The organism is Candidatus Accumulibacter sp. ACC007 (genome assembly GCF_907163205.1).
GTDB lineage: Bacteria > Pseudomonadota > Gammaproteobacteria > Burkholderiales > Rhodocyclaceae > Accumulibacter > Accumulibacter regalis.
This window is the reverse complement of the sequence record NZ_CAJQUD010000001.1, coordinates 699,931-722,882: the sequence shown is the minus strand read 5'-3', so window position 1 is coordinate 722,882 and position 22,952 is coordinate 699,931. Positions and strand designations below refer to the sequence as shown.

At 63.7% G+C, this 22,952-nt stretch carries 20 protein-coding genes and 1 pseudogene; 8 read left to right on the top strand and 13 right to left on the bottom strand.

What is annotated here, in order from left to right; translation table 11 throughout:
* Positions 1-4 precede the first annotated feature (4 nt).
* From QZ634_RS03085 to QZ634_RS03075, 3 genes and pseudogenes are all read right to left on the bottom strand, one after another.
* Positions 5-220: pseudogene (locus tag QZ634_RS03085) on the bottom strand (TRAP transporter large permease subunit); the annotation flags it as partial.
* A gap of 18 nt (positions 221-238) precedes the next feature.
* Positions 239-919, bottom strand: coding sequence for a TRAP transporter small permease subunit (locus QZ634_RS03080; protein WP_291985484.1), 681 nt, complete (start codon positions 917-919; stop codon positions 239-241).
* A gap of 177 nt (positions 920-1,096) precedes the next feature.
* A complete protein-coding gene (locus QZ634_RS03075; protein ID WP_291987977.1) occupies positions 1,097-2,086 on the bottom strand; it encodes a DctP family TRAP transporter solute-binding subunit in 990 nt (329 codons plus the stop codon).
* 809 nt (positions 2,087-2,895) lie between these two features.
* Here QZ634_RS03075 and pyk point away from each other — a divergent pair.
* From pyk to QZ634_RS03050, 5 genes are all read left to right on the top strand, one after another.
* Complete coding sequence (pyk, locus tag QZ634_RS03070; RefSeq protein WP_291985482.1) at positions 2,896-4,311, top strand: pyruvate kinase; 1,416 nt, start codon at positions 2,896-2,898, stop codon at positions 4,309-4,311.
* 103 nt (positions 4,312-4,414) lie between these two features.
* Positions 4,415-5,587: a polyamine ABC transporter substrate-binding protein gene (locus QZ634_RS03065; protein WP_291985480.1), complete on the top strand. Its 1,173-nt coding sequence runs from the start codon at positions 4,415-4,417 to the stop codon at positions 5,585-5,587.
* Positions 5,588-5,685: 98 nt separating this feature from the next.
* Complete coding sequence (potA, locus tag QZ634_RS03060) at positions 5,686-6,831, top strand: polyamine ABC transporter ATP-binding protein (protein WP_291985478.1); 1,146 nt, start codon at positions 5,686-5,688, stop codon at positions 6,829-6,831.
* A gap of 107 nt (positions 6,832-6,938) precedes the next feature.
* A complete protein-coding gene (locus QZ634_RS03055; protein WP_291987975.1) occupies positions 6,939-7,853 on the top strand; it encodes an ABC transporter permease subunit in 915 nt (304 codons plus the stop codon).
* Positions 7,850-8,689: an ABC transporter permease subunit gene (locus QZ634_RS03050; protein WP_291985476.1), complete on the top strand. Its 840-nt coding sequence runs from the start codon at positions 7,850-7,852 to the stop codon at positions 8,687-8,689. Before QZ634_RS03055 ends, QZ634_RS03050 begins: the two co-directional genes overlap by 4 nt.
* Positions 8,690-8,892: 203 nt before the next feature.
* Here QZ634_RS03050 and QZ634_RS03045 read toward each other — a convergent pair whose 3' ends face one another.
* The 4 genes from QZ634_RS03045 to senB form a co-directional block, all read right to left on the bottom strand.
* On the bottom strand, positions 8,893-9,465 hold the full coding sequence (locus tag QZ634_RS03045) for a cache domain-containing protein (protein ID WP_291985474.1): 573 nt from the start codon (positions 9,463-9,465) through the stop codon (positions 8,893-8,895).
* Positions 9,466-9,532: 67 nt separating this feature from the next.
* Positions 9,533-10,096 (bottom strand): acetate uptake transporter, encoded by a 564-nt coding sequence (locus tag QZ634_RS03040; RefSeq protein ID WP_291985472.1) that lies wholly within the window; start codon positions 10,094-10,096, stop codon positions 9,533-9,535.
* Between the two features lie 459 nt (positions 10,097-10,555).
* Positions 10,556-12,838, bottom strand: a complete 2,283-nt coding sequence (gene selD, locus QZ634_RS03035) for a selenide, water dikinase SelD (protein ID WP_291985470.1) — start codon at positions 12,836-12,838, stop codon at positions 10,556-10,558.
* 15 nt (positions 12,839-12,853) lie between these two features.
* Entirely contained in the window at positions 12,854-13,807 is a 954-nt protein-coding gene (senB, locus tag QZ634_RS03030) for a selenoneine biosynthesis selenosugar synthase SenB (RefSeq protein ID WP_291985468.1), read from the bottom strand.
* Positions 13,808-13,863: 56 nt separating this feature from the next.
* On the opposite strand from senB, the gene senA reads away from it, so the two are divergent.
* Positions 13,864-15,159 carry a selenoneine synthase SenA gene (gene senA, locus QZ634_RS03025; protein ID WP_291985466.1) on the top strand — a complete coding sequence of 432 codons (1,296 nt, stop codon included), beginning with the start codon at positions 13,864-13,866 and terminating at the stop codon, positions 15,157-15,159.
* 126 nt (positions 15,160-15,285) lie between these two features.
* Here senA and egtD read toward each other — a convergent pair whose 3' ends face one another.
* The gene (egtD, locus tag QZ634_RS03020; RefSeq protein WP_291987973.1) at positions 15,286-16,239 is read right to left on the bottom strand and encodes an L-histidine N(alpha)-methyltransferase; all 954 of its coding nucleotides are present in this window, start codon (positions 16,237-16,239) and stop codon (positions 15,286-15,288) included.
* 314 nt (positions 16,240-16,553) lie between these two features.
* Between egtD and QZ634_RS03015 the strand changes: the two genes are divergently transcribed.
* Together QZ634_RS03015 and QZ634_RS03010 are read left to right on the top strand one after the other, a co-directional pair.
* Complete coding sequence (locus tag QZ634_RS03015; protein ID WP_291985464.1) at positions 16,554-17,189, top strand: hypothetical protein; 636 nt, start codon at positions 16,554-16,556, stop codon at positions 17,187-17,189.
* A 574-nt stretch (positions 17,190-17,763) separates the two neighbouring features.
* On the top strand, positions 17,764-18,018 hold the full coding sequence (locus QZ634_RS03010) for a hypothetical protein (protein ID WP_291985462.1): 255 nt from the start codon (positions 17,764-17,766) through the stop codon (positions 18,016-18,018).
* A gap of 54 nt (positions 18,019-18,072) precedes the next feature.
* On the opposite strand, the gene QZ634_RS03005 is transcribed toward QZ634_RS03010, so the two are convergent.
* The 5 genes from QZ634_RS03005 to QZ634_RS02985 all read right to left on the bottom strand — a co-directional run bounded on the left by QZ634_RS03005 (position 18,073) and on the right by QZ634_RS02985 (position 22,899).
* Complete coding sequence (locus QZ634_RS03005) at positions 18,073-18,876, bottom strand: SDR family NAD(P)-dependent oxidoreductase (RefSeq protein ID WP_291985460.1); 804 nt, start codon at positions 18,874-18,876, stop codon at positions 18,073-18,075.
* Positions 18,873-20,432 carry an AMP-binding protein gene (locus tag QZ634_RS03000; protein ID WP_291985458.1) on the bottom strand — a complete coding sequence of 520 codons (1,560 nt, stop codon included), beginning with the start codon at positions 20,430-20,432 and terminating at the stop codon, positions 18,873-18,875. Before QZ634_RS03000 ends, QZ634_RS03005 begins: the two co-directional genes overlap by 4 nt.
* Before the next feature lie 28 nt (positions 20,433-20,460).
* Positions 20,461-21,396, bottom strand: coding sequence for an alpha/beta hydrolase (locus tag QZ634_RS02995; protein ID WP_291985456.1), 936 nt, complete (start codon positions 21,394-21,396; stop codon positions 20,461-20,463).
* A 489-nt stretch (positions 21,397-21,885) separates the two neighbouring features.
* Positions 21,886-22,488 carry a cytochrome b/b6 domain-containing protein gene (locus tag QZ634_RS02990; RefSeq protein WP_291985454.1) on the bottom strand — a complete coding sequence of 201 codons (603 nt, stop codon included), beginning with the start codon at positions 22,486-22,488 and terminating at the stop codon, positions 21,886-21,888.
* 81 nt (positions 22,489-22,569) lie between these two features.
* Entirely contained in the window at positions 22,570-22,899 is a 330-nt protein-coding gene (locus tag QZ634_RS02985; RefSeq protein ID WP_291985452.1) for a PepSY domain-containing protein, read from the bottom strand.
* Positions 22,900-22,952 lie beyond the last annotated feature (53 nt).

Genomic DNA, 22,952 nt, shown 5'->3' with positions numbered 1-22,952 from the left:
GTAAGCCCGTGGACATGAACGCCGAGGCCAGGATGAAGAAGGGAATCGCCAGCAGCGTGTAGTTCTGCCCGGCGCCAAAAAGCTGAATGGCCACCGACGACAGCGAGTCATGCGAAAAGAACGCAACGAAAAGAATCGACGACAGCCCCAGGGCAACGCCCACCGGGACGCCGATAAAGAGCAGCGCAAGCACCATCGCAAAAAGAAAGAGAGAGTTCATCCTAGGGTCCTTAGTCGTTTAGTCTTTCAAGATGTGCTTGTTCTCTTCGACCATGTCTTCTGCTTCATGGCCGCTGATGAGAAGTTTACGGCGACCGGTTGCGATATCGACAAAAGCCTGCAACGACCGGAATGCCATCAGCGCCAGGCCCAGCGGCAGAATCAGCAACAGCAGCCAGCGATGAATCCGCGACTGAACACCAAAGGCGTCCTGTATGAATCCCGGATAATGAAGCTCTTCCGAGCCAATGCCGATCTTGTACATCTTCAGCCAGTAGTCGATGGCGCCGCCCTTGGTATCGACGCCGAGCAAGGCAACCCAGGATGAATCGAGCAATACCAGGCCATAAAGCATGCAACACGCTGCGCCGAACAACGACAGTGCTTTGGTCATCGGTGCGGGCACGGCCTTGATGATGATGTCGACCCCCAGGTGCAGGCTGGTTCTCAGGCCATAACCCATACCCAGAAGGATCAGCCAGGAAAAAGCCGTGGTATTGTATTCCAGCGCCGCGGACCAGCCGGTATTGAATCCGTAGCGGGCAATCACCTGGAAGAAAGAGACCGCCATAATCGAGGTGATCACCAAAACCAGAAGTGACTCCTCTGCGCTGGCCATCGCTTTCGGAAACTTCTTTTCGAGCGCCCAGAGGATCACTATGAAAATTATCAAGACACCGTGAAACCAGTAGGCTCCCATGGCAAACTCCCAGTCAGTTTGAAAAGACTTCCCGTCAATCGGGACGAATCACGCCGTCGCCAGATTGCGCCGCCGAGAAAACATGAAGGACACTCGACGAATCCAATTGGTGACAATTGTCCTTGCTGGCGTACAGAAAAGGGCCAGAAAAAATCTGGCCCTTTTCGATCTGGCGAGTTATGAGCCGGCCGCAGCCTTGATTGTGTCTGCGCCAATCTCTTTCTCGAACTTCTTCCACACCGGGGTCATGGCCTCCACCCACTTCTTGCGTTGCTCGGGAGTCAGCTTGTTGACCTTTCCGCCGGCCTTGATGATGTTCTCACGATTGAGCGCTTCATCCGCCTTGACCTTCTGATTGGTTTCGTTGGAGATCTCGTCGACGATCTTCAGGAACTGATCGCGAACAGCCGGTTTCAGGCTGTTGAGCCAGTCCGCCGAAGTTAGCAAGATATACGCCAGCAACTGATGGTTGGTTTCCGTCGTGCTGTTCTGAACCTCGAAGAACTTCTGCGTATAGATGTTCGACCAGGTGTTTTCCTGGCCGTCGACAACACCGGTCTGCAGTGCGCCATAGACTTCAGCGAAGGCCATTGGTTGCGGTGAGGCACCCATCGCTTCGATCATCGCCTTGGCCACGTCAGAGGTCTGCACGCGGAACTTCATGCCTTTGGCGTCAGTGGGCGCGATCAACGGCTTGTTCGCCGAGAAATACTTCATGCCCGACATCCAGTAACCGAGACCGACGAAGCCGACACCCTCCATCGACTTGAGAAGCTTCTTGCCCTCGGGCGAGTTGGTGAAGCGGATCGCCTGGTCAATATCAACAAAGATGAACGGCAGATCGAAGACGCCTAGCTTGGGCGTGTACGAACCGAACTTGGACAGCGAAGGGGCCAGCAATTGCACGTCACCGACCAGCAGCGCCTCCAGTTCCTTGCTGTCGCCGAACAAGGTGCTGTTGGGATATACCTCGATGCACAGCTTGCCCTTCATTTCCTTGTTGACACGTTCTGCCAGGTGGTTGGATGCGACCACCTTGGGATGCGTGGATCCACCGGTCACGTGGCTGAGTTTGGCAACAACTTCACCCTTTTCACATTTCGCCGATGCCGACGTGGCGGCAAAAGCCATGGCAAGGGCTGTCAGGGCAACGCTGATCTTCTTCATATGCTTCATGCGATCTCCTCCTAAGGAAAGTTACTACGTGTGAATGTTTTGTCTTGTCGCTGCGACAGGCGCGCCGCCTGCCACGCAAAGAATAATCACTACGATTGCGCAAGCGCAAGCACCTGCGCGCTCCTCGCGCTCGGTCAAGCGCCTCGCCGACGGTCGCGCCTTCCACAGCCCGCCCCTGTCCCGCACCGTGCAGGGACCCCTTGCTGCGAGCATTCTGGCAACCGCACTGCCAGCTCGCCGAACGCGCCACGGTGCCGGTGCTGAGAAAAAAGTTGTTCGGCAGCAAGCATTTGTGGGATCGACACCCCTCCGGTACGGCGCAGATTCTGACCGATCACTTACTCAACGGCCATTGTGGATTACCGCAATGGCCGCCCTGCGCAAGCTCTTGGACAGATCTATACAAGCCATCTGTCAGTTTCGGATCAGCAGCCGACCTGGCGTAGAGCGCCGCGCCAGCAGGAGTCGCTACTATGCGATCAAAGCCCGGATCAGGCGGGCACCGGCTTGCCTCTGACCAAGGAGCAAGACAGGAAAGGCCACGCCCTAGCCGGCGCCGGCAAGCGAGGACAATGGGGCCAACAACATGCCGCCGAAGGCGGCCGCTGGCGGCCAGCCGCAAGCGTTCGCATGCTTGTCAAGGCGCGCCGCTGCCCGACTGCCGATTGACGCCGGCCGCGACCGCTACCTATACTGCCGCCCGACCCCCCGAATGCCCCGCCCCGCGGCAACGCTTGGTGTGCGGTGGTACGAAGAGCACGGGATGCGGACCGAATCTCGAAGTCATTGAGGACACCCTGATGCGCCGAACGAAGATTGTGGCCACGATCGGCCCCGCCACCGCCACGCCGAGTACGCTGCGGAGACTCCTGGAAGCCGGTGTCGATGTGGTACGGCTCAACGCCGCGCACTCGGACATGACGACGCACGGCAACAACGCACGCCTGGTACGGGAACTGGCCAACGATCTTGGCCGCAGTGTCGGGATTCTCGTTGACATGCCCGGCCCGAAAATCCGTACCGGCCTCGTCGAGGGCGACGAGGTGGAGCTCGAGAACGGCGACGAGTTCGTGTTGACCGCTAGCGACGACGACGGCCTTGGCGATGCGCGGCACGTGTCGACGACCTTGCCCGACCTTGCGCAATGGGCCCGCCGCGGCGACGAGGTGTACCTCGCCGACGGCGCGATCGTACTGCATGTGCTCGAATCGGTGGGCCACGACGTACGTACCGAAGTCGTGCGCGGAGGGACGCTGCGCTCGCGAAAAGGCATGCATCTGCCGCGCGCCGAGGCCCACGTGGAACCCTTCACCGCCCGCGATGCCCTGGCCCTGGAAATGGCGATCGCCGCAAAGGTCGACTTCCTCGGGCTGTCGTTTGTGCGCCGCGCCGAAGACGTGGAACGGGTGCGTGCCATGCTCCCCAAGCGCGGCGTGCGCCCGGCGCTGGTGCCCAAGATCGAGACCGCCGCGGCGGTCGACAACCTCGCCGGCATCATCGAAGCCGCCGACGCAGTGATGGTCGCGCGCGGCGACCTCGGCATCCAGATGCCGGCGCGACGCGTGCCTCTACTCCAGAAAGAAATCATCCGTGCCTGCAACATGGCCGGCAAGCCGGTAATCACCGCCACCCAGATGCTCGAGTCGATGACTCGCTCACCCTTGCCGACACGCGCCGAAGTCAACGACGTCGCCAACGCGGTTCTCGACGGCACGGACGCCCTGATGCTCTCGGAAGAGACGGCCGTCGGGCGATTCCCGTACGAAACCGTGCGCATGATGGGCGAAGTCGCGGAATCGGCCGAGGACTCGCCACACGAGCACCTCCATCCCGCCGCGATCTCGGCTGCTGCCTCCGACCGAGTGGCCTGGGCCGTGGCACACGCCGCCGTGCAGGCGGCAGAGGATCTCGGCGTCGCCGCCATCCTCTGCCCGACACGCAGCGGCCTGACCGCGCATCGCGTCGCGGCCTTCCGTCCCAGGATGCCGATCGCCGGCATCTCGACCTCGCCGCAGGTCCTTGGCGGCCTAAGTCTGGTCTGGGGCGTGCAGCCGCTACTGGTTCCCGACAATTCCGACGGTGATCAGTTGCGCCTGGCCATCGCCGCGGCGCGGACAGCCGGACTGGTTCGTGATGGCGACCTGGTGGCGGTCGTTTTCGGGTCCACCGGGCCGCGTGCCGGCAGCACAGACAGCGTACGCATCGTTCGCGTCTGAGGGACAATCGCCGGGGCCGGTTCTCGTTGATCTAGCCCTTGGCCTGCCGCTGGCGCTGGGTTACGCTTCACCTGTCGCCACCCCAGGACGGAAAAACCAGATCATGGTCTCTTCATCAGCTTCGCGCCGTTCCGCTGCCATAACGATCGCCTGCCTGGGCGTTGCCAGCTTTCTGCTGGCTGCCTGCGGCAAGGAACCGGCAACCGCTGCGCCACCGGCAGCGGTTGCCGCTGCTCCCGGCGCCACCGACGCCGAAAAGGTGCTCAATGTCTACAACTGGTCGGACTACATAGACCCGGAGACCGTCAAGAACTTCGAGGCCAGGTACGGCATCAAGGTCAACTACGACGTCTTCGATGCCAACGAAGTCGTCGAAACCAAGCTGCTGGCAGGAAATACCGGCTACGACCTGGTGATGCCCTCGGCACAGTTCATGGAACGTCAGATCAAGGCCGGCGTGTTCCAGAAGCTGGACAAGGCCTTGCTGCCCAATCTCGGCAACATGGATCCGTCGATCATGCAGCGTGTCGCCCTGCACGATCCGAACAACGAGCACGCCATTCCCTATATGTGGGGGACCGATGGCATCGGCTACAACGTCGACCAGGTCAGGCAGATCATGCCCGACGCGCCGCTGGATTCCTGGGCACTGGTGCTCGATCCGAAGGTCGCCGCCAAATTCAAGGATTGCGGCATCTCGATCCTCGATGCTGCATCCGACATTCGCAGTATTGTCCTCATCTACCTCGGCAAGGATCCCAACAGCCAGGACGCCAACGATCTGAAGCGGGTCGAAGAGCAGCTGATGAAAATCCGCCCCTACGTACGCAAGGTCAATTCATCGCAATACATCGAGGACCTGGCCAACGGCGACCTGTGCATTGCCGTCGGTTACAGCGGCGATGTGCTGCAAGCACGCGATCGCGCCAGGGAGGCCGGCAAGGGCGTGCAGGTGGCCTATTCCTTGCCGAAGGAAGGCAGCATCATCTGGTTCGACATGATGGTCATTCCCGCCGACGCCAAACATCCCCGCAATGCGCATCTGTTCATCGACTACCTGATGCAGCCGCAGGTGGCGGCGAACAACTCGAACGCGGTGCACTACCCGAACGGCAACCTCGCTTCAGAGCAATTCATCGATCCCCAGGTAAGGAATGACCCGAGCGTCTTCCCCGGCGCCGAAGTGAAGGGCAAGCTGTCGCCTGAACTGGCAGTGGGTGACGACTACAACCGCCTGCTGACACGTACCTGGACGCGCTTCCAGACCGGCCAATGAGGCAGGGGAAATGGCCGCCGACCGCTCGCCGCCCCCTTCGCCAGCCTCTTTCGCGCGCGCCTGCCAGCCTTGTCGGGACCCTTCAAGCTGGACTCTGAATGGCTTCATCTGCCCTTGATTCAGCCGGCCCGGGTCGACCGTGGAACGATCCCGCGGCCGAACCCTACATCCGCATCGAGCGGGTAAGCAAAAGCTTCGCCGGCTTCGTTGCCGTTGATGAGGTCTCGCTGAACATCTATCGCAGCGAACTGTTTTGCCTGCTTGGTGGCTCGGGTTGTGGCAAGACGACGCTGCTGCGCATGCTCGCCGGATTCGAGGAACCGAGCGGCGGCAAGATCTTCATCGACGGCCTGGACATGAGCGGCATCCCGCCGTACGAACGGCCGGTCAACATGATGTTTCAGTCGTACGCCCTCTTCCCGCACATGACCGTCGACCAGAACGTCGGTTTCGGCTTGCAGATGGAAAACCGTTGCCGCTCCGAGATCGCCGACCGCGTGGCTCACATGCTCAAGCTGGTGCGCCTCTCGGAGTTCGGCAAACGCAAGCCGGACCAGTTGTCAGGCGGGCAGCGTCAGCGAGTCGCGCTGGCGCGGGCGCTGATCAAGCAACCCAAACTGCTCTTGCTCGACGAGCCGCTGGGCGCACTGGACAGGAAGCTGCGCGAGCACACCCAGTTCGAACTGGTCAATCTGCAGGAAGATCTCGGCGTCACCTTCGTCGTCGTCACCCACGACCAGGAAGAGGCCATGACTCTCTCCTCGCGCATCGGGGTCATGGACCACGGCAAGATCGTGCAGGTGGGGACACCTCAGGAGATCTATGAGTCCCCGCGCAGCCGCTTCGTCGCCGAATTCGTCGGCTCCGTAAATCTCTTCGCCGGCCAGCTGACGGCCAGCGAGCCCGATCACCTGCGCATCACCTGTCCGGAACTCGAACAACCCGTCCATGTGGACGAGAGCTCCGTTGCCGCGCCGCAAACGACGCTCTGGGTGGCGATCCGCCCGGAAAAGATCCAGCTCTCCGTGCAGCCGCCACAAGCAGCGGCTAACTGGACGCGCGGTCTGGTGAAGGAGATCGCTTACCAGGGAAATCTGTCGGTACTCCTGATTCGGCTGCCGTCGGGCAAGACCGTCCGCGTCACCCGTCCCAACGTCTGGCGTCACGAAGAAGAGAGCATCACCTGGGAACAGGAGGTCTACCTGCATTGGCACGCCAGCAGTCCGCTCGTCGTCAGCGCCTGAAGCAGAACATGCGCTCGGGCAATGCGACGCCACCCGCGGCAGAGCGATTCGCTGGCCGTAGCCGCCGCTTGCTCGACGCAATCGGAGAGTTGCCGCTCTATCGCTGGATGCAGGAACGCCTGACGAGGTGGGGAATGAACGGTCGCACGGCAGTCATTGCGCTGCCTTACCTGTGGCTGCTGCTCTTCTTTGTCATCCCCTTCGTCATCGTGCTGAAGATTTCCTTTTCGGAAACGCAGATCGCCATGCCGCCTTATCAGCCCTTGTTGGAATGGGCTGGCGAGCGGCTGTCGGATATCCGGCTGAACGTCAATCTCGGCAATTTCCTGTATCTCTTCGCAGACAGCCTCTATCTGCGCGCCTTCGTCAATTCGCTGCAGGTGGCGGCAGTGTCCACCCTGCTGGCGCTGTTGATCGGCTATCCGCTGGCCTACGCCATCGCCCGCAGTGATCCCCGTTGGCGCGGCATTCTGCTGATGCTGGTGATTCTGCCCTTCTGGACGTCCTTCCTGCTGCGCGTCTACGCCTGGATCGGCATCCTCAAGAACAACGGCCTGCTCAACAACTTCCTGCTCTGGCTGGGCGTCATCGATCAGCCGATCGTCATGCTGCAGACCGATTTCGCCACCTATCTGGGTATCGTTTACTGCTACCTGCCGTTCATGGTCATGCCGCTGTACGCCAATCTGGAGAAGATGGACGTGACCCTGCTCGAAGCCGCCGAAGACCTTGGTTGCCGGCCATTGCGCGCCTTCGCCAGCATCACCCTGCCCCTTTCCCTGCCTGGCGTCGTTGCCGGCTGCATGCTGGTCTTCATTCCCGCCGTCGGCGAGTACGTCATTCCCGCCTTGCTCGGGCCATCCGATTCGCTGATGATCGGCAAGGTGCTATGGACCGAGTTCTTCAACAACCGCGACTGGCCCGTGGCCAGCGCGGTGGCCATCGTCCTGCTGCTCATCCTGGTCGCACCGATCATGTATTTCCAGCGCGCACGGGGACGCGAAAGTGGCGGTCGACGATGAACAGAAAGCGCTCGCCGGTCAGGCTGTCGTTCCTGGTGTTCGGCTTTGCCTTCCTGTACATCCCGATCCTGTCGCTGGTCTTCTACTCCTTCAACAAGTCGCGCCTGGTAACCGTCTGGGGAGGCTTCTCGACCGAGTGGTACGGCCGGCTGTTCGAGAACACGCAGATTCTCGATGCCGCGTGGCTGTCGCTGCGCGTCGCAGCGATCAATGCCACCGGCGCCACAATTCTGGGCACCCTGGCCGGTCTGGCGCTGGCGCGCTTTGGCCGCTTCCGCGGACGCACACTATTCGCCGGCATGATCACGGCCCCGCTGGTGATGCCCGAAGTAATCACCGGCTTGTCGCTGCTCTTGCTGTTCGTCGCCAGCGAACACGCCTTCGGCTGGCCCGAGGGCCGCGGCGTCAGCACCATCACCATCGCGCACATCACGCTGACCCTGTCCTACGTGGCGGTGATCGTGCAATCGCGGCTATCGTCGCTCGACGTCTCACTCGAAGAGGCGGCCATGGACCTCGGCGCGCGCCCCGCCAAGGTGTTTCTTCTGATCACCCTGCCGATCATCTCGCCGGCCCTGATCTCGGGCTGGCTGCTGGCGTTCACCATTTCGCTCGACGACCTGGTGATCGCCAGTTTCGTCTCCGGACCGGGGTCCAGCACCTTGCCGATGGTGATCTTCTCGAAAGTCCGCCTGGGCGTCAGCCCGGACATCAACGCCCTGGCGACGATCATGGTTTCGCTGGTCACGCTGGGCGTACTCATCGCCGGATTCGTGATGCTGCACCGAGACCGCGCACGTCAGCGGGACCTGCGACTGGCGCTTGGCTCGGACTGATCAACTGGGCCGTTGATGGTGAGGGAAGCACCTCCGGAACCGTAAGGGCCTCCTGAAATCCCCGGCCTGCGAGTTCGCGCGACCAACGCGCCTCATCATCGCCTCGCGAGACGCTGCCGCGCTGCCCGCGTTCAAGGCACGGACAGCGCGGTTTCCTTCAGGCAGACGAGACTTTCACCCGTCACCGTCGGCCAGCCAAGCGCTCAGAGCGCCTGATACCTGGACGGATCCGACATCTTTTCGAGGACCGCGTCCAATTGCTTGACGGTCATTGTTTCGTCATAGATGCCGGCGCTTACCTGAATGCCACTGGCGAAGGAAATATCCGCGGCCAGAGCATAGGAGATCTTCCGCGACAGCGCACCCGCGCCCGGCTTCGACCACGCGTACTCCACCCAGTTGCCATGAGCTTCGTTGCCAGCCTTGCACAGCTCCTTGAAGATGTACTTGCCCGAGTTATCGGTAATCTGCATGATCGGCTTGCCGACCAGATCCGGCCGCATCGGGTGGGCGATCATCCTGTCCTGCCGGCAATCATAGACAAAGACATAACTATCCTTCCACACCCAGTTGCCGTCCCTGTTGTTGAACTCGGCATAGCCGGAAGTTCCCTTGTTGTGCAGAAAGCGCGCTGCCGCCCGCACTTTGCTGATTGCTTCTTCGGCCGTAGCCGTACCTGATTCTGCCGCCATCGCTACGCGGCCAGTGCTACAGGCAAGCAGGACCACCAGCCAGCCAATTGTCTTCCCAGCTTTCATAACATCTTGCTCCGTCATCAGTTTTGCTCAGGTACGCAGCGCTGCTCTGACCGAATCGTCGTGCCAGACACATGCCGCGCGGGTTTCAGTTGATCCAGGGCTTGCCAACCGGAAGGATATCCCGGCCAAAGACGTCCGCATAGATGATGTGCGCCATGATGTACCACGCCATCGCTGCCGTCGCCATCAGCTCAAAGCCGGCGACAACGGTCAGGGCCGGATAACCGAAGTGCGCGAGATCGAGCAGAATGAAGCCAATCAACAGCAGCGTGAAGGTCAGCGCCAGTGCGCCGTGAATGCGCATCGACCCGACCCACAGGATGGCCGTGAACGCCGTCCAGGCGACGAGAAACCAGCCGATGTCGGTCTTGCTTGAAGTGTAGATATCGTAGTGGTTGCCGATCAGGAGCAGGGTCAGGGCGAGCCAGAAACAACCGTAGGCGGTGAACGCGCAATAGCCGAAATTATTCCCCGTTTTCATCTCCTGCAGGCCGGCAATCATTTGCGCCAGGCCACCGAAAATGAGCCCCACCCAGATCACCGGGCCCAGGCCCATCCAGCCAACGTTGTGAAACTGCAAGATCATAGTCGTCAACCCGAAACCCGCCAGACCGACAACCGCTGGATTGCCCAGCTTCTGCTCCGCCATATCCTACCCCCTGAAAAGACATAAGAAAGGGCGGTCGGGTCTGCCACCCGACCGCTCGCTATAACAAGCCTGTCGTGCCATGCCGTTTCCAGCGATGGCAACGGGGCGGGATTATATACGCTCACCGTGGCCGCACAAGAGCCCGCCAATCCGCCGGCCATTATCCTTTTCGCATGGTAAATACAGGCCCTCCAGGAATCAGCGATTGGCCATCACGATACGGCGTTGCGAACAGTCTCTCCCGAATGGCGTACTGCCCACGGCTTGGTTTCCCGAAGAAAATCAACGGCACACCGAAGGACGAGCGGCACCCCGCAGGGCAGGGAAAGTGAACGCATCCGACACCAGCGGAAGACCGCGGCCAGCCACCGGCGATGCTCTGCAACGCTGATCCCGCGGGCCACCGGTGCACCACGGTGGCGGGCTCAGCGCTGACACCGGCCAGCCGCGCCAGCCCTATCATTTCAGGTGAATCGGCGCCAGATCATCAGCGTGCGGTAGCACCCGACCAATGCACGCGGCTTTTCCGTAGCCCAGCGAGCGCAGAGCAGCAATGCAGGCAGTCGCCCGTCCTGCCGGCACACTGGCCAGCAACCCGCCCGCGGTTTGCGGATCGAAGAGCAGCGCATAGTTGGGATGACTGCGCGCCTGCTCCTGGTCACGCAGGGCGCGGCGCAGGCGCAGGTTCGCCGGCTGCAGCGAACTGAGGATTCCCGCCGCGCTGGTTTCGGCGGCACCATCGAGAACCGGCAAGGCGGCCAGATCGATCTCGGCGTCGACGCCGGACGCACGGGTCATTTCGACCAGGTGACCGAGCAGGCCAAAGCCGGTGAGATCGGTGCACGCCGTCGCGCCGTGCTCGCGCAGGCAACTGGCGGCAAGCCGATTCGATTGCTCCATCGACGCCAGGGCATCGTCGATCCAGCGGCCTTTTGCCTGCAGGCGGGCGTGCGCGGCGAACAGCGTGCCGGTGCCGATCGGCTTGCCGAGAATCAGCTCGTCGCCGGGGCGCATGCCCCCCTTGCACATCACGCCCGCCAGCCCTTCGTCGACCAGGCCATTGATGGCAAAACCCAGTGCCAGTTCGCGGCCCTCGCCGCTGTGCCCGCCGACCAGCGCGCAGCCGGCTTCATTGAGCACTTCGACGGCACCCGACATCATCTGCAACAGTGTCTCCTCGACCTGGCTTTCGAGCCCCGGCGGCACGGTGGCGATCGCCGTCGCCGACTGCGCTTCGCCGCCCATGGCGAAGATGTCGCCGAGCGCGTGGTTGGCGGCGATGCGGCCGAACAGCCAGGGGTCGTCGATAAGAGCACGGAAGAAATCGACCGTATGAACCATCGCCCTGCCCGGCGGCACGCGTACGACGGCGGCGTCGTCGGGTGCGTGCAAGCCGATCAGCACGTCATCGCGCTCGACCGGGTGCACGCTCGCCAGCGCGCGCGACAGCACCGTCGCGCCGACCTTGGCGCCACAGCCGCCGCAACGCATGGCCAGCGCGGAAATGGCTTGCACCGATTCGGCCGCGTCAAGCGGGACGGCACTTTCCTGGCCCAGCGGCCTGGCGATCACCATGCGCTGCGCCGGCAGATCGTTGAACCTCTGCATGAAGCGACGGTCGATCCAGTCCTTCCAGCGCCACACCCAGGCGCCTGCCGTATGCAGCACGCCGCGCGAGGCGATGGCGTAGCGGTCGCCGGTGCTGATCAAGGCCAGCCAGCGCGCTTGTGGGCGGTAAGCGCGCAGCGGCTGCTCGAGCACCGAGCGCCGCAGGTTGTCGGCCAGCGGCCGGCCCTGGCGAACGGCAAAAACGCCGGCTTTCTCCAGCGCTCGATCGACCATCGCCGCGCAGTCGCCAGCCGCAAAGATGTGCGCGTCGCTAAGTGTCTGCAGGCTGTCACGCACCTGGATGAAGCCGCTGCCGTCGAGCGTCAGACCGGTGTCGCGCAGCCACTGCGCAGCAGCGGCCTGCGTCACCCACACGATCTCGTCGGCGGCCAGCGTTTCGCCGCCAGCGGTGCGCAGTTGCCCGCTGGTCACCGCGCTCACTTCGGCACCACGGTGGACGACGACGGCGCGCTCGGCCAGCACCTGCTCGAAGGTACGCCGCACGCGGGCATTGTGCGTCGGCAGAATCTCGTGCTCGGCGGAAAAGAGGTGAAAACACAGTTCGTCGGGGTCGCGCCCGAGCAGGCGAAGCTCGTTGCGCAGGCGATGGTGCATCGCCAGCGTCAGCTCGACACCACCGGCACCGGCGCCGACGATGGCGATGGTCTTCGCCCCGCGGTGCTGGCGAACGCGCTCCAGCAAGGCCAGCCAGCGCTCGTTGAAGCGGCGGATCGGCTTGACCGGAATGGCGTGCTCGGCCGCACCTTCGACCTGGTTCACCGCCGGCATCGAGCCGATGTTGATCGACAAGCGGTCGTAAGCGACCGGAGGGCGACGCGCGCAGAGCACCTTGCGCTGCTCCCGGTCGAGACCGATCACCTGCTCGCGAAAGTAGCGTGCGCCCGCGAACTCGGCCAGGCGGCGCAGATCGATGTGCACTTCGTCGTAGCTGTAATGCCCGGCGATGTAACCCGGCAGCATGCCCGAATATGGGGTGTGGGTATCGCTGCAGATCAGTGTCACGCGAACGCCGGGCAACGGTCGCATGGCAAAGCGCCGGAGCACCACGACGTGGCTGTGCCCCCCGCCGACAAGGACGATATCCCTGAACACCGCTTGTTCTGCAGCATGCATCGCGAAGACTCCTTTCTAGGCTGTGGCGATGAGGTCGGCGACCAGTCGTCGTACGGCGGCGCGTTCGGCAGCCGGCGCAAACAGGGCGGCGCGCTGCCGGCACTGGTCGGCGAGGTGGGCCAGAAGACCGTCGCTGCGGCCCTGGCTGGCCCGACACCGGACGAGCAGTTCAAGCAGGCCCGGCGCGTCGCCACAGCTAAAATAGCCCGCGTAAGCATCGCCGAGCATGCCGATGTTGCCGTCGATCGCTGAGGCGATCACCGGCGTGCCACTGCACACCGCTTCCATCACCACGTGCGCGCCGCCTTCCATGCGGCTGGCGTGAATCAGCAGGTCGGCGCGCTGGATGCGCTGCCGGGTGGCCGCGTGCGGCTGACCGCCAAGCCAGCGATAGCTGGCCGACGCGGCCATCGTCGCCCTTGCCGCTTGGCCGAGCCACGCATCGAGTGGGTCTCCGATATGATCGATGCGGATGTCGTCGCGCCCGGCGAGCAGCCGGGCGGCAGCGAAGAGCGTTTCGGGATCCTTCTCGGCGCGCAGGTGGCCGACCATCAGCGCACGCAGGCGCCTTTGGCTCTTCGCCAGAGTTGTCCGACGGCCGGTCGATTGGAAGATCACCCGCGTCTTGGCGTGCACTGCTCCGGGCAAGGCCAAGGGACCGCGTTCCTGCAACACCACCAGCGCATCGGCCAGGTGCAGCGAGCGCTGCGCGCCGACGTCACTTTCGATGTCGCGGTAGAGGTCGGTGCCGGTAAGAATCACAGCCAGACCCGCTGAGCGACGCATTTCCCGCCAGGCGATAATCGACGGCGACGAGCGGCGCGCATGCAAGGCGAGCATGACGCGATCCCGATCGGAAAACTCGTCCGGCCATTGCTTGATGATCCGCGTCGGCAAGGACAGAAAGCGCTGCCAGCGCCGCGCGGTCTGCCAGTTGCCGTTGTTGGCAGCGGCGAGCGCCGGGCTCACAATGACCACCTGAGGAACTTGCTGCGACCTGTCTTCTTTCACCGAGGCGAACCAGGATGATGAAACCAGCCGGGCAGTGGGCAGCGGCCGACGCCGCCCGCGAAGGCGATCGGCAGCCACTGCTCGCGGCTTTGCTGGCGGCGCGTCAGCGCACCCTGGCCTTGTTGACCGCCTACGAACAGGCGCTGGGGCCGGCGCTGCAGGTCCCATTTTCGCCGCAGCTGAATCCACCGCTGTGGGAAGTCGGACATATTGGCTGGTTTCAGGACTACTGGATCGCGCGCAACGCGCAGCGCCCGCACGGCGATCGAGCCGATGCGGAAGCGCCCCGCCCAGCCGGGCGCCTGCCCGAAGAAGACGCGCTCTACAACTCCAGCGCCGTTGCCCAGCCGACGCGCTGGCAGCTGCCACTGCCCGATCTGACCGCAACCCGAGCCTACCTCGAGGAAGGTCTGGGGGAGACCCTGGTGCTGCTGGCACAGACCACTGCGGCGGCAGCCGATCTGTATTTCTTCCGTCTGGTCCTGTTCCACGAACAGATGCACGCCGAAGCGGCGACCTACATGGCGCAGGCACTTGGAATTGCACTGCCGGAGGCGCTGCCAGGCGCGGCGCGCAGGGGCTTGCCACACGCCGCGAGACGAGCCCAGGATGCGCCGCCGCTGCACCTGCCGGGTGGCGCGTGGCGGTTGGGCTACGAGCGGCCAGGCTTTGCCTTCGACAACGAGCTGACAGCGCATGAGGTCAGCTTGCCGGCGTTCGAGATCGACGCCCGGCCGGTCACCTGGGAGCGCTACCTGCCGTTCGTCGCCGCCGACGGCTACCGTGACGCGCGTTACTGGTCCCCCGCCGGCTGGCACTGGCGCGAAGCCGGGAAGATCGCCGCACCGCGTTATCTGCGCCAGCGCGGCGGACAGTGGCAGCAGCGCCGTTTCGGTCAGTGGCGGCCGCTGTCGATCGCTGCCCCGGCCGTTCATCTCAGCTACTTCGAGGCCGATGCCTGGTGTCGCTGGGCGGGACGGCGGCTGCCGACGGAAGCCGAATGGGAGTACGCAGCGCTTACCGAACTCCCGGCGCTCGTCACGAGCGCCTTGCCCGCTGCCACGGGCAGCGGCAGCTACGAATGGGGCCAGGTCTGGGAATGGACGGCCAGCCCCTTCCTGCCCTTCCCCGCTTTTCGCGCCCACCCCTACCGCGACTACTCGGCGCCATGGTTCGCCAGCCGCCAGGTCCTGCGCGGCGCCAGCCTGGCGACGGCGCCGGAAATGGTACACCCACGCTACCGAAACTACTTTACGCCGGAACGCAACGACATTTTCAGCGGCTTCCGTAGCTGTGCGATCGCCTGCTGAGCGCGGTTGGCCAAGCGCCGCCGGCAGTCCCGCTTTCTCGCCTGCCGAGCCCGGCCCAAGGCGGCGAACGCCGGCAGGATGCTCGGCAACTGACAGCTCATGGCGATGCTCGAGCATCGCCGCTCCCTACGCCTGCGCCAGAAAAACGGCAAACCAGCAACGCTCGTCGGTCCACTGCCGAATTTCCGAAAAGCCCGCCTCGCTGAGCAGGGCCGTGAAGTCGTCGCCACGCCACTTGTAGGAATTCTCCGTATGAATGCGTTCGCCGGCGGCGAACCCCCGCTCGCCACCAGGCCAGCGCACGCAGAGCGGGCGCAGCGCTTCGAGGTGCATCTCGATACGTGACTGTGCCTCGTCGAAGAAGGCCACATGCCGCCAATCGGCCAGGGAAAAATCGCTGCCGATCAGATGATTGAGGTTGCGCAGCAGATTGCGGTTGAACGCGGCGGTGACCCCGAGTGGATCGTCGTAAGCCGCTTCGAGCACCGCGACCGGCTTGCACAGGTCGACGCCGATCAACAGCACACCACCCTGCGCCGCGTCGCGCAGCTGGCGCAGGAAGTCGAGCGCCTGCGCTGGCGTGAAGTTACCGATACTCGAACCCGGATAGAAAAGCAGGCGCTGTCCGTCACCGACCTCCGCGGGCAAAAGCAGGCGCTGCGAGAAGTCGGTGCCGACGCCGAGCATTGCCAGGTCCGGGTGCTGCAGCTGCAGGCGGGTGAGCGAATCGCCCAGGAAGTCCACCGAGATATCGACGGCCACGTAGCAGCCCACCCTCAACGGTATCAGGAGACCTGCCGCTTTTTCGCAATTGCCCGCTCCGATGTCGACCAGCGTCAAGCCCTGCGCAAGCTGCGCGGCGATGTCATCGACATGGCGCGCGAAGATCGCCGCTTCGGTGCGCGTCGGGTAGTACTCGGGCAAGCGGGTGATCGCGGCGAAGAGACGTGAACCCAGCTCATCGTAGAAGTACTTCGGCGACACGCGTGCCGGACATGCCGACAGTCCGCGCAACAAGTCGTCGCGAACCGCAGTCGTCGGGTCCTGCCGATCGATCTCGATCAGTCGCGGCGAGCGCACCGTCAGCACCCCCGCCGCGCCTGCCGGTTGCGAGTGCTCACCGCAATACCATAGCGAATGGATTGTAAAAGCCTGATCACGGTTCTTGGCTGGCGCTGCCGCCGCTCCCTATGATGATCATCAATCAAAACCTGGCCAAGGACCCACTCCCTGGATGTCCCCATGATACCGCCTGATCGCGAGCACGGTCACGGACCGGCTCGCACCAGCATGCTCATCGCTTCCGCTGCAAATGGCTACGCCACCGAGGCCGTGCCTCCGGCCGCCAAACAAGAGTGTTTTCGCAGCCACGCTATCCCTCGGGATACGCCCCAATGAACAAGCCTGCAGCAGGCAACTTCGGAACCTCCCTTGCGCGAGCCTTTGCGCTTAGCATGCTGGCGCTTGCCCTCCTGACCAGCACCGCTCATGCAGCGCCTGGCCCGCCGGAGATGGTCGCTGTCGGCTTCCCTGCGACCAGCGAAGCGACGATTTCACTGACCACACTGCGTGCCATCTTCGGTATGGTCCAGCGAAAATGGCCAGCCGGCACGCCGGTCAAGGTGTTCGTTCTGGCCGATGGCACGGTCGACCATCGCCAGTTCAGCAAGGGTGTGCTCCGGGTCTTTCCGCATCAGTTGCGCCACGCCTGGGAGCGCGGCGTCCTGTCCGGCAACAGTGCCTACCCCGAGCAGCTGGCTTCGGCGCAGGAGATGCTGCGCCGAGTTGCTTCGACGCCCGGAGCGATTGGCTACCTGAGGGCCAGCGAGGTTGATGAAACGGTACGCGTGATCAGGGTCGAGATCGTTCCGGCTTTTACCATCCCCACGCAGTCCGCACGCGCGACCGCGCCCGCTTCCCGGCAGGCGAAACCGGTTCGGGCCGAGACGGGCACGGCCGACCCGGCACAGATCCGCTGCGCGCAGCCCGGCGAACAGTTGCTGGCACCCGCCGGGCTGCTGATGCGCTGAGCCGCGGCAGCAACGCGTCCTTGCGCACGCTCACCGTGACCTGGCTGGGCAAGAAAAGCGACATCGTGAAATACGTCACAGCGATTTGTAAAAGCTGTGTAACGCTTGTTGTGCGGCTGACGGCTGCTATTTACCATGAACACCGTCAATCGCCTTCTTGATGACCACTTCCGAGGTTTCACATGAGCACATTGCGGTTTCCGGCACCTCGCAAGCTGAAGGCTTGGCGCACCCTCGACTACCTGATGTGTGGTACGCCGAGGAAACCCGGTCGCCAGCGACCGTTCGCCGACGTCCCTCGTCTCAGGCTCCTGTTTTCCGGCCTCAACCAAGGCCATTCAAGCCAGACCATTGGCCAGCGGCAGCCAGAGCCTGCGGACGACCCACTCTTCGACGCCAACAAGCAAAGGTCTGGTGGATCATGGTGGCATACCGGATTTCCCAACTGGTCGACGTTCTGACGCCTGGAGCACTCTCCCTGAAAGGGTTTCTGCCAGCGGCGCAAGCAGCGTCCCCATGGCAGAATGACGGCATGCCGACCTGTCCAGGCCGCCAGAATTCAAGGAGATACCCCATGGTCAACGACAGCCGGCCAGAGCTTCGCCATAAAGCGGCACTACCGTCGCTGGGAGTGGCTGATCGCCGGTCGGTGCCTGATCGACGTGCAGGTAGCGACCGACGCCACACTGCCGAGCGCCGCAGAACCGTCGACAGCGAAGCCTTGATCAGCGAACTCGAGAGGCGCGTCGCCGCGGCCATTCGCCAGCAAGGCGATCACCTTGAAGGCAATGGTTCGGGCTGGGACAAGCTGATCATTCCCTTCGCCTGAACATCCGCTGCTCGCGCCGGCGGCAGTCAGAGGAAGTCGCGGTTCGAAGCGTGCTCAGGCGAAGCGCGCCGACAAGCCGCCATCGACGAGAAGTTCGGTGGCGGTAATGTACTTGGCCTCGTCGGAGGCCAGAAACAGCGTCGCATACGCGGTATCCCAGGCGTCGCCCATGTGGCCCATCGGGCATTGCGCGTCGCGCGTACGAATAAGATTCGCGATATCGCCTTCCTCGCCATAGACGCGGGTCAGCGCAGCATGCACCAGCGGCGTGTTCATCAGTCCCGGCAGTACACAGTTGGCGCGGATGCCTTCTGGCGCGTGGCGGATGGCCATGGTCCGCGTCATGGCCACCATCGCCCCCTTGCTGGCGGCGTAGAAACCGTAGTTGACCCCCGCCCAGCCGCGCACCGCGACCGAGGCGTTATTGACGATCGCCCCCGACTGCTGGCGCGTCATCACCGGCAGCACATGATGGCAGGTGAGGTAGGCGCTCTTGACGTTGACCGCCATCACCCGGTCCCAGGTCGCCTCGTCGAGTTCGGCCGGACCGCCAACGATGGCCATGCCAACGTTGTTGACCAGGATGTCGATCCTTCCGTAAGCATCCAGTGCAGCCGCCACCAGCCGCTCGACGTCGGCGGCAAGGCTCACGTCGGCAACCACGGCAACGCTTTCACCGCCTTCGTCGCGGATGATCGCCTGTGTCGCCGCGGCGGCGTCGGCGTTGATGTCGGCGCCAACAACCTTGGCGCCTTCGCGTGCGAAGAGCACCGAAATCGCTTTGCCGTTGCCCCAACCCGGCCCTACCGAGCCGCTACCGGTGACGATCGCCACCTTGCCCTGCAAACGTCCGCTCATTTCCCCTTCTCCCCTTGTTCAGCCCAGCTGCGCCGCAGCTCGGTCTTCAGCACCTTGCCGTAGTTGTTTTTCGGCAAGGCCGCGACTAAAACGTAGTCCTTCGGCCGCTTGAAGCGCGCCATCGATTGCAGGCACAGTTGATCGAGCTCCGCAGTTGGCGCAGCCAGCCCCGGCCGGCAGACGACGAAAGCGACGACCTCCTCGCCCCACTCGGCGCTCGGCCGCCCGACCACCGACACTTCGTCGACCGCCGCGTGCTGGAGCAGCACTTCCTCTACCTCGCGTGGATAAATGTTGGACCCGCCGCTGATGATCACGTCCTTCGAGCGGTCCTTGAGCGTCAGGAAGCCGTCGTCGTCGAGAACGCCAACGTCGCCGGTGTATAGCCAGCCGTCGCGCAGCGTCGCTGCTGTCGCTTCGGGGTTCTGCCAGTAGCCCTGCATCACGGTCTCGCCGCGCACCAGCACTTCACCGGCGACGCCAGCGGGAAGCGGTTGACCGTCGCCATCGGCGACGACGACTTCGACGACGCTGTGCGCAACGCCGACCGAGACAATACGTTCCAGATAGCGGGGATGGGCGCGATCGGCGAGGTGCCGCCGCGCCAGCGCGGTGATCGTCATCGGGCTCTCGCCCTGGCCGTAGATCTGCACCAGCCGATCGCCGAGCACGTCGAGCGCGCGCCGGATGTCCTCGAGATACATCGGCCCACCCCCGTAGACGATGGTCTTGATGCCGCTGCAGTCGGCGCCGCGCGCGGCGACGTGCTCGACCAGACGCCGCACCATCGTCGGCGCGGCGAACAGCGAAACCTGGCCGAAATGCTGCGCCAGCGACAGAATCTCACCGACGTCAAAGCCACCCGACTCGGGAACGACGTGCCGCGCACCGACCAGCACGTGCGCGAAATTGTACATCCCGGCGCCGTGCGACATCGGCGCCGCGTAGAGGATGCTGTCCGCTGGCGTCGCCTGGTCCACATCGGTGAAATAGCAGAGGGTCATGGCCAGCAGGTTGCGCTGCGAAAGCATCACGCCTTTCGGTTGGCCGGTAGTTCCCGAGGTATAGAACAACCAGGCCAGATCGTCGGGCGCGCGCGCAACGACGTCGATCGTCTCGCCGTCGGCAAGTTGCCGATATTCGCGCGAGTCGATTGACAGCACACGCGGCCCGCCCCTGCCGCCGGCGCAAAATGCCTGATCGCCGCCCGGCCCACACGGCCCAACCGGCTCGCTGGCGACAACAAGCAGCGACGCCGCCGAATTGTCGACAATGAAAGCGACTTCGCGCGGGTGCAGCTTGTGGTTGATCGGCACCGCGACCAGCCCGGCGTGCCAGACGCCGTAGAGCAGTTCGAGGTACTGCGGGCAATTGGCCATGCACAGGGCGACCCGGTCACCCGCCTGCAGGCCGTGAACGCCGCGCAGCGAGCCGGCGATCGCCGCCGCGCGGCGCGACAACTCGCCGTAAGACCAGAGCTCGCGCTTGGCGAGCGTGACCGCGTTGCGCTGCGGAAAAACGCGCGCCGTGCGGGCAAGCAGGTGAGCGAGATTCATCGCCGGGAAACGCTACACGGCCGGCGCGTCAGCCTCGATCGGCGAGGAGGAAGTCCTGGACTGCACGTACCTGCGGTTCGTCGAGAAACATCGGCGCATGGCCAACGTCAGGCAGTTCGACGAGCTTTGCCTTTGGTCCACGCAGGGTCATCTCGACCGCCGTGTCGTGCAGCAGGATGTCTGATTGAGCGCCGCGCAGCACCAGCGTCGGGCAGCGAATGGCGTCGTACATCGGCCACAGGCTGATTTCCTTGGCTTCGAGGAAAGCCTTCTGGTACGGCTGCGCAAGCGCACGGTCGTAGTTCATCTCGAAACCGCCCTCCGCTTTTGGACGCGTGCCGACGACGGTCATGAACCGCCACTGCGCGTCGGAAAGCCTGCCAAACGGCGCGCAGACGGTACGCACGTACGCTTCCGCCTCTCTGAGATTGGCGAAGTCGGGGGCCTTGCCGAGATACTCACCGATCCTTTGCAACGCATCGAGGGCGATCAGCGGCCCGACGTCGTTGAGCACCATGCGCGCGATCGGCGAACCCGGCAGGCTCGACAGGAACATGCCGATCAGCCCGCCCATCGAAGTCCCCAGCCAGTGCACAGACTCGACACCGAGGCGGGCAATCAGCGTGATGATGTCGTTGGCGTAGGTGGGCAAGGCGTAGTCGTCGGGGAAGAAGAGGCGATCGCTGCGCCCGCGGCCGACGATGTCCGGACAGATCACCCGGTAGTCGCTGGCCAGGGCGTTGGCCAGGACGTCGAAATCGCGCCCGTTGCGGGTCAGGCCGTGTACGCAGACCAGGACGCGCGGATTGGCCGCATCGCCCCACTCGGTATAGGCCATCGTGTGCAGGCCATGCGGCCCAAGACAACGCACCGCGTTCTCGCGCATCTCGTTTACGCGCACACCGCCAGATTGCCCGGGCCGCGATGTGACGAGCAGTTCGTCGAATTCCTTGAGTATCACCATGATTGAACCCCGATCTCGTTGATTATGTAGAGCGAAGAAACGCCGTGACAAACGTCGACGACTAGCCGACGACCAGCCGGCGGCGAGCGGGCCTTGACGACGAACTCTGGCGCCAGCACGCTGGCCAGATTGGCGGAATGTTCACCCCGCCGAGCGAAGCCCTGCGGAAATGGCACCCGCCTTGCGCCGAGAACATGACCCCATGCCCCGCGGAGGCTCCCACAGCGACTCGTGTTTGCCCCTTCCTGCCCGCGGCGCTCGCTGCGACATCGTCGTCAGCGCCTGCCGTCATCGGCAAGCGTCGCCGCCGGCTAATCGAGGAATCGATCAATCGATCGACCTCGACGGCCGATTCGATCCCGCGCTCAGGCGGCAAGCGAAGCTTGAACGGTATCCGTGCGAGTATCCACGCAAGCGGCAGGGGAAGTCAAATAGCGCCCTGCCTGCAAACGCGCGCGCAGGCAGCCAGAGCGAATGCGACGCCGCGTTTCAGGCGCGCTTGCGCCCGGTAAACATCGCCCGGACGAGGTTCTCGCGGTGCAACAGGCTTTCCCAGAGGACGCCGAGCAAGTGTCCGACCACCAGCAACAGGGTGAAGTTTGTCGCCAGCTCGTGCGTCTCCTTGATGGCGTCGATCATCCCGTCGCCGGCGTCGGCGAGCCAGCCGGCCAGGGGTCCGAGCCCCTTGTCGGCAGCGTACAGTGCCAGCCCCGAAACGATGGTCACCGACAGGCTGAGCAAGAGGACGACGATCATCGCGCCGCCCGCCGGATTGTGGCCGAGGTGGCGCGGCGCACGCCAGGACAGCACTGCTTTGAGATACGCGAGAGTCTCCCCCGGGCGGCGCACGAAGTCACTGAAGCGCGCGTAACGCGGACCGACGAAGCCCCAAAACAGGCGAAAGAGCAGGAGCGCGGCGATCGCATAGCCGGCCCAGACGTGCAACTCTTGCAGCAACTCGCCGCTCAGGCGGTCCTGGAGGCTTTCGAACAGCTCGCCTTGTGAAAACCAGGCAGCACAGAAGCTGCCGAGCAAAGTCCAGTGAAAAAGCCGCAGCAACGGATCCCAGACCTTGATTTCTTTCGCCTTCATGGCCCGCATGCGGCTACCCCTGTGGCAAGCCTGCCGACGGCAGGCGACTGGTTGTGCATGGATCAAGCGATCGCGGGTGGCCTACTTGCTTTCTTCGGACACCAGGGCGCCGCTCTTGATCTCGTAGTGCAGCTCCCACTTCTTGCCATCCTTGCCGAGGACCTTCACCTCCCAGGTCTTCTTGCCTTTCTTGGTGTCCTGGTAGACCTTGATGACTTCGCCCGGATGCGCCTTGAGCGCCATCTCGACCGCCTGCTCCTTGCTGATTTCAGTCGCCGGCGCGCGCGCGCCGGTACTCATCGGCACGGCTGCCGGGGCCGGGCTGGCGGTGTCGGCAGCCATGGCAGCGCCGGAGAAGGTGCTGAAAATCGCCACCAGGGCGGCGGCGGACAACGCGATAGGCTTTTTCATACGCTTGATCTCTCGATAGGAATTGTCGGATTTTCGGAAGAAACCGCTGCTTG

What these genes read in the sequence shown, in the direction of transcription:
- QZ634_RS03080 (WP_291985484.1), bottom strand. Translation starts at nt 919, where the DNA reads ATGGGAGCCTACTGGTTTCACGGTGTCTTGATAATTTTCATAGTGATC.
- QZ634_RS03075 (WP_291987977.1), bottom strand. Translation starts at nt 2,086, where the DNA reads ATGAAGAAGATCAGCGTTGCCCTGACAGCCCTTGCCATGGCTTTTGCC.
- pyk (WP_291985482.1), top strand. Translation starts at nt 2,896, where the DNA reads ATGCGCCGAACGAAGATTGTGGCCACGATCGGCCCCGCCACCGCCACG.
- QZ634_RS03065 (WP_291985480.1), top strand. Translation starts at nt 4,415, where the DNA reads ATGGTCTCTTCATCAGCTTCGCGCCGTTCCGCTGCCATAACGATCGCC.
- potA (WP_291985478.1), top strand. Translation starts at nt 5,686, where the DNA reads ATGGCTTCATCTGCCCTTGATTCAGCCGGCCCGGGTCGACCGTGGAAC.
- QZ634_RS03055 (WP_291987975.1), top strand. Translation starts at nt 6,939, where the DNA reads ATGCAGGAACGCCTGACGAGGTGGGGAATGAACGGTCGCACGGCAGTC.
- QZ634_RS03050 (WP_291985476.1), top strand. Translation starts at nt 7,850, where the DNA reads ATGAACAGAAAGCGCTCGCCGGTCAGGCTGTCGTTCCTGGTGTTCGGC.
- QZ634_RS03045 (WP_291985474.1), bottom strand. Translation starts at nt 9,465, where the DNA reads ATGACGGAGCAAGATGTTATGAAAGCTGGGAAGACAATTGGCTGGCTG.
- QZ634_RS03040 (WP_291985472.1), bottom strand. Translation starts at nt 10,096, where the DNA reads ATGGCGGAGCAGAAGCTGGGCAATCCAGCGGTTGTCGGTCTGGCGGGT.
- selD (WP_291985470.1), bottom strand. Translation starts at nt 12,838, where the DNA reads ATGCATGCTGCAGAACAAGCGGTGTTCAGGGATATCGTCCTTGTCGGC.
- senA (WP_291985466.1), top strand. Translation starts at nt 13,864, where the DNA reads ATGATGAAACCAGCCGGGCAGTGGGCAGCGGCCGACGCCGCCCGCGAA.
- QZ634_RS03015 (WP_291985464.1), top strand. Translation starts at nt 16,554, where the DNA reads ATGAACAAGCCTGCAGCAGGCAACTTCGGAACCTCCCTTGCGCGAGCC.
- QZ634_RS03010 (WP_291985462.1), top strand. Translation starts at nt 17,764, where the DNA reads ATGGTCAACGACAGCCGGCCAGAGCTTCGCCATAAAGCGGCACTACCG.
- QZ634_RS03005 (WP_291985460.1), bottom strand. Translation starts at nt 18,876, where the DNA reads ATGAGCGGACGTTTGCAGGGCAAGGTGGCGATCGTCACCGGTAGCGGC.
- QZ634_RS03000 (WP_291985458.1), bottom strand. Translation starts at nt 20,432, where the DNA reads ATGAATCTCGCTCACCTGCTTGCCCGCACGGCGCGCGTTTTTCCGCAG.
- QZ634_RS02995 (WP_291985456.1), bottom strand. Translation starts at nt 21,396, where the DNA reads ATGGTGATACTCAAGGAATTCGACGAACTGCTCGTCACATCGCGGCCC.
- QZ634_RS02990 (WP_291985454.1), bottom strand. Translation starts at nt 22,488, where the DNA reads ATGAAGGCGAAAGAAATCAAGGTCTGGGATCCGTTGCTGCGGCTTTTT.
- QZ634_RS02985 (WP_291985452.1), bottom strand. Translation starts at nt 22,899, where the DNA reads ATGAAAAAGCCTATCGCGTTGTCCGCCGCCGCCCTGGTGGCGATTTTC.